The organism is Roseibium marinum, assembly GCF_002906165.1.
Classification (GTDB): domain Bacteria; phylum Pseudomonadota; class Alphaproteobacteria; order Rhizobiales; family Stappiaceae; genus Roseibium; species Roseibium marinum.
The window spans coordinates 60,722-76,144 of record NZ_PPCN01000017.1; the positions used below are offsets into that span (position 1 = coordinate 60,722).

13 protein-coding genes are annotated in these 15,423 nt (G+C 60.4%); 6 read left to right on the top strand and 7 right to left on the bottom strand.

Annotated features, from left to right (window positions below; all coding sequences use genetic code 11):
- Positions 1-117 precede the first annotated feature (117 nt).
- The 3 genes from CLV41_RS25360 (at position 118) to CLV41_RS25370 (ending at position 4,516) form a co-directional block, all read left to right on the top strand.
- Positions 118-2,457 (top strand): mechanosensitive ion channel family protein, encoded by a 2,340-nt coding sequence (locus tag CLV41_RS25360; RefSeq protein WP_103225310.1) that lies wholly within the window; start codon positions 118-120, stop codon positions 2,455-2,457.
- A gap of 131 nt (positions 2,458-2,588) precedes the next feature.
- Entirely contained in the window at positions 2,589-3,638 is a 1,050-nt protein-coding gene (locus CLV41_RS25365; RefSeq protein WP_103225283.1) for a glycosyltransferase family protein, read from the top strand.
- A 2-nt stretch (positions 3,639-3,640) separates the two neighbouring features.
- The gene (locus CLV41_RS25370; protein ID WP_170107316.1) at positions 3,641-4,516 is read left to right on the top strand and encodes a glycosyltransferase family 17 protein; all 876 of its coding nucleotides are present in this window, start codon (positions 3,641-3,643) and stop codon (positions 4,514-4,516) included.
- A gap of 231 nt (positions 4,517-4,747) precedes the next feature.
- On the opposite strand, the gene CLV41_RS25375 is transcribed toward CLV41_RS25370, so the two are convergent.
- The 7 genes from CLV41_RS25375 to CLV41_RS25410 all read right to left on the bottom strand — a co-directional run bounded on the left by CLV41_RS25375 (position 4,748) and on the right by CLV41_RS25410 (position 12,057).
- Positions 4,748-5,308, bottom strand: a complete 561-nt coding sequence (locus CLV41_RS25375; protein WP_103225285.1) for a hypothetical protein — start codon at positions 5,306-5,308, stop codon at positions 4,748-4,750.
- Between the two features lie 567 nt (positions 5,309-5,875).
- The gene (locus CLV41_RS25385) at positions 5,876-6,715 is read right to left on the bottom strand and encodes a glycerophosphodiester phosphodiesterase (RefSeq protein ID WP_103225286.1); all 840 of its coding nucleotides are present in this window, start codon (positions 6,713-6,715) and stop codon (positions 5,876-5,878) included.
- Positions 6,716-6,719: 4 nt separating this feature from the next.
- Positions 6,720-7,577 carry an ABC transporter permease gene (locus CLV41_RS25390; protein WP_103225287.1) on the bottom strand — a complete coding sequence of 286 codons (858 nt, stop codon included), beginning with the start codon at positions 7,575-7,577 and terminating at the stop codon, positions 6,720-6,722.
- Positions 7,570-8,502, bottom strand: coding sequence for an ABC transporter permease (locus CLV41_RS25395; RefSeq protein WP_103225288.1), 933 nt, complete (start codon positions 8,500-8,502; stop codon positions 7,570-7,572). Before CLV41_RS25395 ends, CLV41_RS25390 begins: the two co-directional genes overlap by 8 nt.
- A complete protein-coding gene (locus tag CLV41_RS25400; protein ID WP_103225289.1) occupies positions 8,499-9,476 on the bottom strand; it encodes an ABC transporter ATP-binding protein in 978 nt (325 codons plus the stop codon). Before CLV41_RS25400 ends, CLV41_RS25395 begins: the two co-directional genes overlap by 4 nt.
- Complete coding sequence (locus CLV41_RS25405; protein ID WP_170107317.1) at positions 9,473-10,438, bottom strand: ABC transporter ATP-binding protein; 966 nt, start codon at positions 10,436-10,438, stop codon at positions 9,473-9,475. Before CLV41_RS25405 ends, CLV41_RS25400 begins: the two co-directional genes overlap by 4 nt.
- A 53-nt stretch (positions 10,439-10,491) precedes the next feature.
- Complete coding sequence (locus CLV41_RS25410; RefSeq protein ID WP_235867255.1) at positions 10,492-12,057, bottom strand: ABC transporter substrate-binding protein; 1,566 nt, start codon at positions 12,055-12,057, stop codon at positions 10,492-10,494.
- Between the two features lie 168 nt (positions 12,058-12,225).
- Between CLV41_RS25410 and CLV41_RS25415 the strand changes: the two genes are divergently transcribed.
- The 3 genes from CLV41_RS25415 to metF all read left to right on the top strand — a co-directional run bounded on the left by CLV41_RS25415 (position 12,226) and on the right by metF (position 15,166).
- Complete coding sequence (locus CLV41_RS25415; RefSeq protein WP_268952706.1) at positions 12,226-13,125, top strand: LysR family transcriptional regulator; 900 nt, start codon at positions 12,226-12,228, stop codon at positions 13,123-13,125.
- Positions 13,126-13,242: 117 nt separating this feature from the next.
- Positions 13,243-14,253 (top strand): ArsR/SmtB family transcription factor, encoded by a 1,011-nt coding sequence (locus tag CLV41_RS25420; RefSeq protein ID WP_208987728.1) that lies wholly within the window; start codon positions 13,243-13,245, stop codon positions 14,251-14,253.
- 1 nt (position 14,254) lies between these two features.
- The gene (gene metF, locus CLV41_RS25425) at positions 14,255-15,166 is read left to right on the top strand and encodes a methylenetetrahydrofolate reductase [NAD(P)H] (protein WP_103225292.1); all 912 of its coding nucleotides are present in this window, start codon (positions 14,255-14,257) and stop codon (positions 15,164-15,166) included.
- The last annotated feature ends 257 nt before the right edge of the window (positions 15,167-15,423 follow it).

Here is a 15,423-nt window from a genome sequence, read left to right on the forward strand (position 1 = left end):
CCAAAATATTGCGAACCGTGCTTAACAAAGGCAAGGACCGTCAACGCGACTTGCCGTGGGGCCCATATGCGCTTTTCAATCAAATTTCCCGCCCGTTTCAATCCGGCACCGGACTTGATGCGAAAGGCTGTCCCGTTTCTGCTGGCATTGAGCGTTGTTGTTCTCACTGCTGTCGCTGGACCTTTCGAGGGGCAGGCACAGGGTATTCCCGGCACCTTTAAAGGTCTCGTCGGGGCCGAACAAGGCTCGGCTGTTTCCTCCGGGACGGGTGAGGCGTCCGGGGTTGCCGGCGCAGCGGCGGAACGAGGGGCTGAAGACGAGGAAGGTGCGGGTGCGGGCCTCATCGAGGCTCTGGAAGGATTTTCCGACGAGGCGGTTGAGGCACGTAATGAATTCAAGTCGATCGTCGGGGAAATTCCGACGATCCACAATTCCATACTGAATATCCTTCGCGCCCACGGCGAGGACCACGGCCTGGGGTGGCTTCCGGCGGTGCTGATCGACGTGGCGATCGCCATCGCGGTCGGCCTTGCGGCTTACGCGCTGCTCGGCAGATGGGCACACCGGCAATTCGCCTTCCTGTATCAGCCGGAAGTCTACAGCCGGTCCGACAAGATCATCTATCTCTATGTGCGCGCGCTTTTGATGGCTGTGGGCGTCGCGCTGTTCTTCGCGGTCGCCGCGGTTGTCTACCTTGTTGCCGGAACCGGCCTGCAGGCCGCCAACGAAACAGCGCTTGTGGTGCTCAGTGTCGTCTCCGTCTTCATGCTCGTGCGCGTCATCTGGCGCAACCTGTTCGCGCCCGACACGCAGACCCATCGCCTGCTCGCGCTGACAAACAGCGAGGCTACGGGGCTCTACAGAGCGCTGCTTGCCGGCTCAGGCGTTTCCCTGACGGCCGTGGCCTTCTGCATCTGGATGGAACGTCTCGGGCTGTCGAACGACGCGCACAAGATCGCATTGATCGGGGCTTCGGCGCTCTCCATGCTGATCCTTCTGGCAATTACCATTGTCTACCGCAAGGTCATCGCCCGGCTTGTCCGGGGACAGGAAGGCGAGGAATGCCCGTTCTGGCGCAAGGTGCTTGCCCGTATCTGGCACTATATCGCGGTTCTTTATCTGATCCTCGCCTGGAGCATCTCCGCGGTCCGTATCCTTCTGGATCTGCCCGATGCGACGGGACTGGTCGCTGCGCCCATCCAGGCGCTGCTTCTGGCCGCTTTTGCCTATGGTCTGCTGATCCTGATCATCGACCGGGTGCTTCTCCCGCGGCTCGATACCGCGGACGCTCAGGCGAAGATCGCCGAAGACATCAAGCGGGCGGAGGAGAGCGAAGGCGGTAACGACGATCCGGAAAGCGCCCTGGCGCAGGCCCGCGCGGAGGCCGCTGAGCGGGAAGCAAAGCGCACACCCTTCCGGGATCTCTTCGACCGGGGCGCCATCATCCTGATCACCTTTGGCTCCCTCGATCTTCTGGCTTCGTGGTGGGGCCTGCCGCTTGCCGGCAGCGGGTCCCTGATCGGCTCGTTTGTCGAGGTGCTGCTGGTCGTGTTTCTGGGCTATATGGCTTACGAAGCGGTCAAGATCCTCATCGACCGGCAGATCGCCAAGGAAACACCGGCTGAAACGGACGAAGAAGCGGAAGTCGGCGGGACGGGGGAAAGCCGGATCGCGACGCTGCTTCCCATCTTCCGGAATTTCCTGCTGATCACCATCGTGGTGATCGCCTCCATGGTGGTGCTGTCGGAGCTTGGCGTGAACATTGCCCCGCTCTTCGCCGGTGCCGGTGTTGTCGGCCTGGCCATCGGCTTCGGGGCCCAGACGCTCATCCGCGACATCTTCTCGGGAGCCTTCTACCTGATCGACGACGCCTTCCGCAAAGGCGAATATATCGATATCGGCAGCGCCAAGGGCGTGGTCGAGAAGATCTCGATCCGCTCCATGCAGTTGCGTCATCACCGCGGCGCCCTGACGACTATCCCCTTCGGCGAGATCCAGCAGGTGGAGAATTTTTCCCGCGACTGGGCGGTGATGAAGCTCGCCTTTCGTGTCACCTACGACACGGACGTGGAGAAGATGCGCAAGATCATCAAGAACTTTGGCCAGGAGCTTCTGGATGATGAATATTTCGGTCCGATGTTCCTGGCGCCGCTGAAGTCCCAGGGCATCATGTCCATGGAGGATTCGGCCATGATCGCCCGCGTGAAATTCACCACCAAACCCGGCAAGCAGTTCGAATTGCGCAAGGTCGTCTATGCCGGGCTGCGGGATCTCTTCGAGGAGAACGGCATCAAATTCGCCCATCGCCAGGTGACCGTCCGGGTTGCCGGCGCCGAGGACGAGCACGGGCATGTCTCTGCGGACACCGTTCAGGCCGCTGCGGCGGGCGCGGCCGCAATCGGCATGATCGGGGAAGACGGCGAGACGGACGGCGATGCGGATGCAAACCAGCTCTGACTTTCTTCCACTGGCACACGATGGTTTCCGGGCCGGAAAGCCTGCGTTTGCCCAATTCGGTGCTGCTGTCCATGGACCCGCCGCGTGAAATCCTATATCGGTCCCGGCGGATCTAAAATTACGGAACCGGAATGCGCATCGGATTTCAGGCGGGTGCCTTGAACGAACGCGGCATGAGCGTCGCGCTCCATGATTATGCTCTCGGCACACAGGCGTTGCTTGGTCATGAGGCCGTGGTTTTTTATGACGAGGCCAAAAGCACGCCCGCGGTCGTCGATAAATTCAAGCGGTTGCTGAACCTTGTTCCGGTTCCAGCGGAAAGAGACGGCCGCGCGGTCAGCGATCCGTACAAACTCGACTTCTGCTACTATATCCGCGACGGGCAGCGCAGGCCCCTGACGCTTTCCTCGCAGCGATCCGGCATTCATGCGGTGTTCCGCCATTTCGAGCCGCATGGCGATGTCTATGCCTATGTTTCCGACTGGCTGGCAGAGTGGATGAGCGGTGGACGGGCACCGGCCGTGCCGCATATCGTCGATCTGCCGGAGACGGGCGGTTCCTTGCGGGCAGAGCTGAACATTCCGGCCGATGCCTTCGTGGTCGGCCGCTATGGCGGGTTCGACCAGTTCAACGTTCCTTTCGCGCAACGTGCTGTCGCCGAGGCTCTGGAACAGCGGTCAAATCTCCATTTCCTGTTCGTGAACACGCAGGAATTCCTCTCGCACCCCCGGGCGCTGTTCCTGCCGCGCATCGTCGAGCAGCGGGAAAAAGCGCGGTTCATTTCCTGTTGCGATGCCGGACTGAACGCCAAGAAGATCGGCGAAAGTTTCGGCCTCGCCATTGCCGAATTCCTGATGCTGGGCAAGCCGGTGTTCAGTTGGGCGGGGGGCATGGATCAGAACCATGTCGCCATGACCCCGAAGGGGGAGTGGGTCTACCGCACTCGGCGCGATCTCGTCCGCCTGCTGAGCGGATATACGCCCGCTCCGGGCGATGCCGATCTGGCGCGCTCGTGCGTGGCGTGCTACCGCCCGGATGCGGTCATGAAACGTTTTGACGAGGTGTTTCTGTCCGGTGCCTATCCGGCCGGGGATCTTGAACTTCCGCTGCCGTTCAAGGCAAAGCGGTTTTTGCAGGAAAAGGCCGTGCGGGCGAAATTCCGGCTATGGAAGACCCTTTGAAAATGAAGCTCTACGACTGTTTGGTCTTTCATAACGAATTCGACCTTCTGGAACTGCGTTTGCGGGAAATGGGCGATCAGGTCGATTGTTTCGTGCTGGTTGAAGCCAACCAGACCCAGCGGGGCGGTGCCAAACCCTATTACTTCGCCGAAAACCGGGAGCGCTTCGCACCCTGGGCAGACAAGATCATCGATCTTCAGATCGAATTTCCGGACGAGCTGCCGCCTGCGCTCGGCGTCTACAAGAGCCGGCGCAAGAAGGACTGGGAACGGGAAAACTATCAGCGCAACTGCATTGCCCGGGCGCTGGAGAGCTGCGCGCAGGACGATCTGATCCTGGTGTCCGATGTCGACGAGATCGTCCGCGCCGACGTTCTTGAGAAAGTCCTGCGGAACCGGCTTTACAAGGGCAGGCTGCTGGTGTTCGAGCAGAGCCTTCACAAGCACCACCTGAACAGGATCGTGCCGGGGAAAACATGGCTGCTCGGCTCACGGATGATCGAAAAGAAGTATCTGACGACGCCGCAGCAATTACGCCGGACAAAGGCGCGGATGACGAAGAAACGTTGGATTCCGGATCTTCTGACCCAACCGTTCCTGCGGCTGCGCAACCGCAATCTTACCGGCATCAGCCGGCCGGTAAAGATCATCCCGGACGCCGGATGGCATTTTTCCTCCATGGGCGGCCTGGAGGCCTTCAGGACCAAGCTGGACTCTGTCGTGCACGGGCAGACCGTCGACACCAGCGACATCGAACGGCTCTATGAGCGCGAGCTCACCGGAACGGAACTTGTCCCGCAAAGCGGTTTGCCGAAGGCGCTGCACTCAGGGTTGTTCGATCATATGCTGGCGGATGAGAACGGCGCGCGGCACGGCTGAAACCGGTCGGATTCAATCGCCAACCGGTTTCAAGGCTTCAATGCGAATGAACGGCCTTTCCTAGCTTAGAGCATGTTGCGTTAAATTGAATTCAGGAGATCGCCCGAACGCATTTGCAAAGCAAACGCTGCCTCGAGCGTCTTCCTGAAACCATGAATCCGCTTAAACGCAACACGCTCTAATACCAAACGCGGTCAAATGGTTTCCCATCAATTGCGTTTGGTATCGAACCTAGGGATTCGGTGTCATCTGAATCCGGAAATTCTTGGTCTTTTCGGCGGCGGACTCGGTCCAAATGTCGACCTTCAGATTCATTTTCACGCCGCCGATATCCGCATAGTTTTCCGTCCAGGAAGCCGACTTGCCCTCGTTCAGCAAGGTCAGGGTTCTCGGCTTTCCTTCCCCATACTGGTCCGTCGTGGTGAGTTCCGCGGTGAAGAGCGGCTGGGCGCCGTCCCAATAGACAAGATTGCCGATCACCAGATAGACGTGTAGCTCCTTGTCGCCTTCCCATAGCTGATAGATTGCCGCGCCGAAGCTGCCGTCGATTCCGGTCGATTCCATACCCCATACAGCGCCGTAACCGTGTGGAATTTCCGCTTGTGACGGTTCCTTGAAAAATCCCTGCCAGACGAAATTGCCACGGTGCCGAAGATCGTAGTTGCTCTCGTTGAGCAGTTCGACAACGACCGCAGTGGCAGGCTTCGAGATTTCCTTCCAAAGTTTTTCCGCGAGCGCTGTCATTTGGTCAATGGCCTTGTTGCCATCCAGCTTGATTTCCCAGTTTCCCATGATGCTCCCCTTTAAACCTATGATGGTAGTATTGCGCTATACATATTATAAGTTATTGCCGGGAAGCTCCATTATTTTAATTCGATTTAGAGCTTACAAGTCGATTTTTCATGATTTCCGAGGTTAATTCTAGTATTTTCTTATTTTAGTGATTTATCTATTTAGTATTATCTGAATAATATTTTGTTTAAATTACTAGAATATAAGTAATTAAATAAAATCTTGGGGATATTTGATGATTGTATCAAGCAAGTGTGCCGTGATCGGCGCTATTGAGTGCGCGAAATTCACAACCACGTCTTTGTGGCTGGATCGGCGGGTGGGTCCCGGGCCGTCTTGTGGCGATGAGCTCGAAGAAGGACCGGCGGGGGGGATAGCGACTTTACCCAACGCAACACGACCATATGACGTGGAACCTCACACATATGATCCGGACGCTGAAGGATGCCGGCGGCCTGCCCAACCGCGGTAACAACAGCAATGCCTGGAAGGCCGGATGCCGCTTCGATTACGAAAACCCGGAGTATCGTACCCAGGCGGTTTTGAAGACGCGCGATGCTGGTCCGCCTAGTGATCCACGGCTTCCAGCACGGGTGACCGGGACAATTTCACATCGTTCAGGTCCTTCGCATTCCGGACCTCGACGCCCCAGGGGACGTCGTCGCAAAAGAGAATTTTGAGATCGCCTGTGCGAATGACGTCGATGACCTTGCCGAGTTCTTCCTGGCCGCGCTTTCCCGTCTGAGTGAAGTAGTTCCGGCTGTTGAGATAGTGCGACGGTGCGATACCGGCTGCCTTCAAGGCGCCAGCGGCTTTCAGCGACGTAATGGGAAAATCGAGCGTTACCCCCGAAAATCCGGCATTGCGCGCCAGGGCGACCGGATCGATCAGATGGGCATGGACAATGCCGAAGGTCCGGATCCGCGCATTCAGTTCCCTGATCCTGACCAGCAATCCATGATCGAACGAACTGATCATGACAGCGTCCTGCATGTCCCGTTCCTCGAGCATGGAAAAGAAATGGCGAAGCTCGGTATCGTCGAAATCGTCCTTGAGTTCGATGACCAGGTTCATCTCCAGTGATCGGGCGTGATCGAGGATTTCCTCCAGGCGGCTCAGAGAGGCCCCTTCCTGCAATGAGCCGCGCAGGCGATGCCGCAAGCCGGAAAGCGTTTCCCAGTCATGGTCGGAAACGGCGCCTTCTCCGGTAGAGGTCTGGTTCAGTCCCGTGTCATGAAAAACGACCATGACGCCGTCAGCGCTTCGCCGTATGTCGATTTCACAGACTTCAGCACCGTATTTCGCAGCAAGATCAAGAGCATGAATGCTGTTTTCGTGGCCGTCGATGCTATGCCCGCGATGCGCGCAGACAAGCGTGTGCGGACAAGTGTCCAGGAAATGGCTCATTGTGTCAGTCCTTTCGAGTGAGGATGTCTGCCCTGTCGCGTGCCCTGTCGCCCAGAAGGCTGACAGACAGCGTCGTCAGGAAGATCGCGGCGCCGGGAAAGGCGACCAGCCAGATCGCCTGAAAAATGTACGGACGCCCGTCGGAGACGAGCAGGCCGAGGCTCGTATGCGGCGGCTGGATGCCTATACCGAGGAAGCTCAGGCCGGTTTCAAGCAGGATCGTCTCGGGAAAATTGATCGTCATCTGGACCGAAACGGCACCGAAGATGTTCGGCAGGATGTGCCACAGATAGATGCGGACGGGATGCGCTCCGAGGCTGTCCAGCGCGTCGGCGTAACCGTCGTTTTGCGCCTGCAGGACCAGAGCGCGGACGAGACGCGCGTAACGTTCCCAGCCTGCGATGCCGAGGATCAGGAGAAACGTCCAGAAGCCGGCCTCGAAAACCGCCAGAGCGGCGATGGCGAATATGATGAAGGGCAGTGCCGCCTGGAAGTCGACCAGCGCCATGATCACGTCCTCAATCCAGCCCCGGAAATGCGCCGCGATCATGCCGAGCACGGAGCCTATGACCATGCCGATCAGGGTTCCCAGCAGCGCGAGCAAGAGCGAAATGCGTATTGCGTTGATCAACCTTGAAAAAAGATCCCGTCCGATCTGATCCGTACCGAACGGATGCGCCCAGGTGCCGCCGGCCAGGACAGGCGGCGCAAAGCGTGCGGCGAAGTCCTGTTCGTTGACGCCGTAGGGCGCGAACGCCGGACCCACCAGCGCAAGAATGAGGACAAGGATCAGCCATCCGGCCGCCAGACGCAGCGACCAGGGTGTTCCTGCCGCCTTGCGGACTGTCGTCACCTCAACCATTGGCGCCTCCGGCCGTCCGGATCCGCGGATCGAGTACACCGTAGAGAATGTCCACAAGAAGATTGGCCCCGATCATGAATGTGGCGAACACCACCACCAGCACCTGGACGACCGCGAGATCCCGGTTTGCGACAGCCGAGATAAGCGCCTGGCCAAGGCCGGGCCAGGCAAACACCGTTTCGACGATAACCGCGTGACCGACGAGCTGACCCACGCTGAAACCCAGCATCGTGACGACGGGGATCGCGGCATTCGGCACCGCATGCCTGAGCACGACCGCGGCGGGCGGGGCGCCGCTTGCGCGCGCCGCGGCGATATAGGGCTTTCCGAGCACTTCCAGCATCGCGGCACGGGTGAAACGAGCAATCCCCGCGGATCCAGTCAGGCCGTAGGTCGCCGCCGGCAGGATCAGATGTGCGAAGGAGGTGCTGCCGGTGGAGGGCAGCAGCTGCAGGTAAACGGCAAAGGTGTACATGAGCGCCAGGCCCAGAACGAAACTCGGCAGACTGTAGCCCGCCGCCGCAAGGCTCATGATTGTCCGGTCCGTCGCGGTGCCGTTCCTGATCGCGGCGGCCAGTCCGGCGGGGACCCCGATCACGATCATGAGGGCGAAACCCGCGAGCGATAATTCGAGTGTTTTCGGCAAACGCTCGGCGACCCAGTCGGCGGCGGGCCGTGCGTCGCGGAATGAATAGCCGAAATCCCCCTGCAATGCGCCGGTGATCCAGAGCCAGTACTGGTCGAGCAGGGACTTGTCGAAGCCCCAGCGGGTGTTGAAGGAGTCGATAGCTTCCTGGGACGCATTCATGTTGAGCGCCAGGAGCCCGATATTCACATCGACCCTAAGCAGAAAGAAGAAAAACGTCACCGCCACCCAAAGCGTGATGACCGCGCGTAGCGTCCGGCGCAGAAAATAACCTGTCATCGCGCGATTTCCTCCCGTGCGGGGGCGTAAAGGCAAGCGACGCTGTGGCTTCCGCCGCAACTGGAAAGCACCGGGAATTCGGTGCGGCAGCCAACCCGCGCCTGCTCGCATCTGGGCGCGAAACTGCAGCCCGCCTCGGGAAATGCGTCGATGGCCCGGCTTTCGGATTTCACCCGGTGGCCGGGTACCAGGGAGGGAACGGCGCCCCGCAAAAGCCGCGTGTAGGGATGCCGGGGCGTATCGAGCACGGCCTCAGTCGAGCCCTGTTCGACGATCTGGCCCCGGTACATGACGGCGACCCGGTCGGCCAGTTGCCGGACGACACGCAGGTCGTGCGAGATGAAGACCAGTCCGGCGCCGCTTTCGGCCTTGAGCTTTTTCAGGAGACCGAGGATCTGGGCCTGCACCGACACGTCGAGCGCGGAAACCGGTTCGTCCAGAACCAGGAGCTCCGGTTCGGTGATGAGCGCCCTGGCGAGCACGACCCGCTGACGCTGCCCGCCCGACAGGCGATGAGGATAACGGTCCGCCAGCACCGGATCGAGCGCGACGGCGCGCAGGACCGCTTCCTTCCGCGCGGCCCGCGCAGATTGTGACGCGTATCCAAGGTGCCTGTGGATCAACAAAGGTTCGGCGATCTGGTCTCCGACCGGACGCCGTGGGTCCAGGGCCCCAAGCGGATTTTGATGGACCAGCGCCATTTTGGCGCGCAACCGCCGCATGTCGGCTTTCGAAAGGTCGCCGAGCTGATTTCCCAGACAGGTGACCGTTCCGCTGTCGGTTGGAAGCAAGCCAAGCAGCAGGCGTCCGAGTGTCGACTTTCCGCACCCGGACTCGCCGACAATGCCGAGACATTCGCCAGGTTCCACCTCCAGATCGACACCGCGTACCGCCGGGGTGACGTAATCCGGCCCCAGAAGCCGGTGCCTGCGAAAGCTCCTGTGGAGCTTCCTTGCCGTGAGAACCGGGGTCATGCGGAGGCGAGCTCCATGGCTGCGTGACAGGCGACAAGACCTCCGCCGGCCGTGTTCAGATGCGGACGGTTCCCGAGGCAAACGGGCAGGGGCCGGCTGCAGCGCGGATGAAAGGCGCAGCCATCCGGCAATGCGCCCGGGGACGGCACGGTTCCCGGCAGAGGCGCGACGTCCTGACGCCGGTCCAGGGAGGGGATCGAAGCGAGCAACCCTTCTGAATAAGGATGGCGGGGCCGATGGAAAAAAGCCGCAACCGCAGCTGTTTCAACAATCCTGCCGCAATACATGACGGCGACCCGATCCGCGATCTGGGCGACCACGCCGAGATCATGGGTGATGAACAGCAATGCAAGACCGGCCGACTGAACCAGATTGGTCAGAAGCTCGAGAACCTGCGCCTGCATTGTCACATCGAGCGCTGTCGTGGGTTCGTCGGCGATCAGGATGTCAGGATTTCCTGTCAGCGCCCGCGCGATCGCGACACGCTGGTTCATGCCTCCCGACAATTGATGCGGATAGGCGCGCGCCCATCTTTCCGGGGGCGTCAGGCCGACTTCAGACAGGAGCTGACGCGAGGCCCGACCGGCCTCGCGCGCATCAAGACCGCGATGGCGGCGCAATCCGTCGACCAGATGCCAGCCGATGGTGCGGGTGGGGTTGAGGCTCGCGGTCGCATCCTGCGGAATCAATGCGATATGGCGGCCGCGCATGCCGTTGGCCGGCGCGGTTTCGTTGAATGCCGTGAGGCTTTCTCCAGCGATCCTGACATTGCCCCCGCGAAGGGCAAGCCCGGGCGGTAGCATGCCCATGGCGGTCGCGCCGGTGATGCTCTTGCCGCAGCCGGATTCGCCAACCAGGCCGAGTACCTCTCCACGCGCCAATTGCAGGCTGACGCCATGAAGAAGCGCCTGTCCTTCGGCATTGGCGACACGAAGGTCATCAAGTTCAAGTGCTGGATGCAAGATATCGACTCCGGCGGGTGCCGGGGCGGCACCGCCGCCCCGGCCAGAGGTCATCAGGCGAAGCTGAGGTTGTATGGACGCAGATCCATCATTTCGAAGCTGAGAGGCTTCCAGGCGATATCGCTGCGCGCCGCGTAGACGTCGTAGGGGCGATAGAGGACCATCGCTGGCGTCTCATCTTCGAAGATGTCACGCATGCGATTGAACTTGTTGAACCGCTCCGGCCCGTCGGGCAGGGCGGACACTTCGCCGGAAAGCATGGCGTATTCTTCCGGAATATCCCAGCCGAAGCGCGACTGCACGGTGCGGCCCGGACCAAACTCGGTGACCATCGTGGCCATGGCATCGGGGATCTGCATGCCGTTCGACCAATTGAAGATGTCGACCTTGCCCCAGTTGTCGCCGTTGCCTTCAAGGCGGGGTTTGATGTTGAGCCCGACCTCGTTCCACATTTCCAGCATCATCATCAGTGCATTGGCATGATTGGCGTAATAGTGGGTGAAGGCGAGATACTCGATCTCTTCCCCGTTGTATCCCACGTCCTCGAGCAGGGCGCGCGCCAGATCGGGGTCGTGTTTGAAGGGAGCGCGTTCGGGATCGTAACTCGCGCCGTAGAAATCGAAATTGAAACCCTTGGGAACATCCGCCAGACCCTGCCACAACACCTCGTTCAGCACGGGGCGGTTCACGCAAAGGGCGATAGCCTTGCGCAGGCGCGCATCTTTCAACGATGTATTGAGGTTCTGCTGGAAGCAGGCCATGTGGAAATTCTCGACAACGGTTCCGCGGGTGTCATAGTCACGGCGGCTATCGATCAGCGGCATGTCGTCGGGCGTCAGGGTAGTGATGATGTCATATTCGCCGGAGAGGAGACCCGCCACCCGGGCCGTGCCTTCCGGAACGCTGATAAACTGGAGTTCACCTGATGCCGGGCGTCCCCCCCAATAGTCGTCGAAAGGTTCCAGCACGACCCGGTCGTCGGCGCGCAGCTCGAGGAGTTTGTAGGGTCCGGTGCCGATCGGCGCCTGGCCGAACTTCTCCGCGCCGAGACCGGAATAGTATCCAGCCGGGACGACCCAGGCGATCCAGGACGCCGCGAATTTCTCGATCTGGTAGGAGGGCGTCCTGGTTTTCAGGCGGACCTTGTATCTGGAGACAATTTCCGGCTCGTCCCAGTCGGGGGAGAAATTGCGCCCGTTCGGGATCGACTTGATCGCCTCGTCGCCCCAAAGGCGTTCCTCGGAGAACGTATAGGCGACATCTTCCGCGGTCATTTCCTGGCCGTTGTGAAACTTGACGCCCTGACGAAGGGTGACCAGAACCGAGCGGTCGTTTTCCCGTTCCCAGCTTTCGGCGAGACCGGCGGTCAGCCGGGTGCCGTTTCCGGGCGCGCCGTCCGCAAAGAAGTCCCGCTTGATCAACGTGTCGAACAGGGCATTGGAAACGCGTACGCCGGTGTTGGAGATCGCATTGATCGGTTCCAGCGTGTTGCGAATGCCGTTCGCGCCTATGCGGAGCTGCGGGCGGTTCTGCGCGATTGCGGGGAGCGGAAGAGCCGCGCTTCCGGCCAGGGCAGCGGCGCCGGTCAGGACCGAGCGACGCGTCATGGAAAAGGTCATTGTGAGATTCCTTTATGTATAACATTTATGACAGCGGGCACGCAGACGCGGCTCCCGGGGAGCGCATTCCACGAAGTGCGTCGGATGTTTGACGTATGCGATTACGGGGGTAAGCTACGGTGGCACGCGGCCGAAATCCAATTCATAGCACTCCCGGACTTATGTATTATGGCTATAAATGTCACGCATTTGAGATCGTTCTTTCATGTAGCCAGCGTGCGAAGTTTCACGAAGGCGGCCCGCGCGGCGCATGTGTCGCAGCCGACGTTGACGCGGCAGATCATGACTCTGGAGAAGGCCTACGGCATTCCGCTTCTGGACCGGACCACGAGCCGGGTGGATCTAACCCAGGAAGGTCATCAGCTTCTGGATCTGTGCCAGTCGGTTTTTCGCGGTCTGGATGAGATCGAAACGTTTCTCAAGAGCCAGCACACCCGCAGCATCCGGATCGATGCGGTGTTGTGCGAGGTCGTTTCGGATATCCTTATGCTTGCGCATCACGGCTTTCCGCAAATGCGCTTCGACCTGCGTACGCTTCCCTCCACGGAGGTTCTGGACAGTCTGCTCGAGCGCACGACGGATTTCGGGCTTCTGACGCTGCCGCCGTCTCCGCCGCCCGAACTGGAGCATTTTCTTCTTTATCGCGGGCGTCTGGTCGCCCTCGTGGGCAAGTCACATCCCTGGGCAGGGCGCGGGGCGATCTCGTTCAGGGAACTGCAGGGCCAGAAAATCATTCTTGGATCGCGGGCCGGGGAATCGCGCCGGCTGATCGACAGGAATTTCGAACTTCTGGGCGTGGAGGCGCAAATCGTTCAGGTGGTCGATTCCAGCGAACTGATGGTAGATCTTGTCGAACGCGGCGTCGGCATCGGCGTCGCCGGCGGCACCGGACTGATCACGGAACGGCTTGGCATAGGGCTCACCTTCGAAGAGGAGACCACCGCGATCGACGTTCACTTCGCCTGCCGGGCCGAGCGTTTGATAACCCAGCCGTTCCGCGCGTTTTTCGGCGTGGTCAAGGGGAGTATCGACCCCTTCGATCGGAAAAGCCGCGCGGTTATACGATAGAGGGTTTGCGTTGCCGGTCGAAAACCGGCCAAACCGTGTCGTATTTGCCCATGCCGCTTGCAAAGGCATTCTGGTTGATATAAACATATCTTTATATCGACATTGTTGGCAGGGCGCATGAGTGAAGAACAGATCCTTTCCGTAGACGATACCCTGGCCGCCCTGAGGGCGGTGGGCGAGGCGACGCGGTTGCGGCTGATTGCCCTTCTGGCGGAAAGCGAGCTGACGGTGAAGGACGCCACCGCCATTCTCGGCCAGAGCCAGCCGCGGATTTCCCGGCATCTGAAGCTTCTTGCGGAAGCCGACCTGATCCAGCGTTTTCCGGAAGGCTCCTGGGTCTATTACCGCCTGGCGGACGGACCGGAAGGTGAGCTTGCTCGGGCGCTTGTCGCACGTATTTCAAAAGAAGATCCGGTTCTGGCCGCCGACCAGGAACGCTTTCAGGCGATCCGCAAGGCCAAGTCCGAGGAGGCCGCCGCCTATTTCGCGGCGCGCGCGCTCACCTGGGACCGGGAGCGGTCGCTGCATGTGTCCGAAGACGATGTGGAAACGGCCATGCGGGCGGCGCTCGGCGACAAGCCGTTCCAGTCCTTCCTGGATCTGGGAACCGGCACCGGCCGCCTGCTGGAAGTGTTTTCCGATCTCTACACGTCCGCGCTGGGCATCGACGCCTCGCACGACATGCTTGCCGTCGCAAGGGCGAACCTCGCCAGGTCGGGCCTCGCCAATGCGCAGCTGCGCCATGGCGACGTCTACGCGCTGAACGTGCCGCCGCGCTCTTTCGATGTCGTCGCAGTCCATCAGGTTCTGCATTTCCTCGAAGAGCCGGCGCGCGCTCTGAGCGAAGCCGCCCGGGCCCTGCGGCCCGGCGGGCGCCTGCTGCTTGTCGATTTTGCCCCTCACGAGCTGGAATTCCTGCGTGAGAAACACGCGCACCGCCGTCTCGGCTTCTCCCGTGACCAGATGGAACGCTGGCTGGAAGCTCTTGAACTCGATCTGGAACAGGTGACCGACCTGGTTCCGGCCGATGAAACCGAAAACAACCTGACCGTTACGCTTTGGCTTGCCCGTGACCGCCGGATTGTCACCGATCTGCCTTCCCGAGATACGTCCCTAGAGGTCGCCTGAAATGTCTGAATCTTCTTCCCGCCGGTCGCATCAGGCCGCGCCGTCCCCCATTACCGCCTCCTTCGAGTTCTTTCCGCCGAAATCGGAAAAGATGGCGGAAACTCTCTGGAGTACGGTGCAGCGCCTTGCGCCACTCAACCCGTCCTTCGTGTCCGTGACCTATGGCGCGGGCGGCTCCACACGGGAGCGCACGCACAAGACGGTTGACCGGATCCTGAAGGAAACGGACCTGGCCCCCGCCGCGCACCTGACTTGTGTCGGGGCCTCCAGGGAAGAAGTCGATGCCGTCGTCCGCGATTACTGGTCCCTTGGCGTGCGCCATCTGGTCGCCCTGCGCGGCGATCCGCTGGCAGGCATCGGCACGCGCTATGTTGCGCACGAGAAGGGCTATGCCTATGCCTCCGATCTGGTCGCCGGCATCAAGAAGATCGCCAATTTCGATATTTCCGTCTCCGGTTATCCTGAAAAGCATCCGGAAAGCGGCAACTGGCAGAGCGAAATCGACAATCTGAAACGCAAGGTCGATGCGGGCGCTGACCGGATCATCACCCAGTATTTCTTCGACAACGATCTGTTCGATGTCTATCTCGACAGGATCGCTGCCGCGGGGATCAATATACCGGTCATCCCGGGTATCGTTCCGATCCACAATTTCGAGCAGACCATGGTGTTCTCGGCCAAATGCGGAACCTCGATCCCGCAGTGGCTGGCCCGCCGTTTCTCCGGGCTCGCCAACGACCCGGAAACCCGCAAGCTGGTCGGGGTCGCGGTTGCCTGCGAGCAGGTCATGGATCTCGTGGACCGGGGGATTTACGACTTCCATTTCTACACTATGAACCGCGCGGACCTGACCTACGCCATCTGCCATATGCTGGGCATGGGAAAGCCCGCGCATGAGGAAATGGCGGCATAAGATTCCAAAAGTCCGACGCATTCCTTGTGGAAACCCCGCCCCCAAGCCTACCCCCTTTGTGGGGAAGGGGCGGAGATGGGGGTAAACGGCGAAAGCCGTAGCAGGATCGCCGCAGTTGGCTCGCGCTCCGCTTGGCCGGGATGACCAACAAACGGCAGTGCCCGACGGGCGCTTGCCGTACACATTGAAATTCAAGGGTGGTTCCGGACCGGAAACGCCCGGACAAGAAACAACGAACCAGACCATCTGGAAGGAAT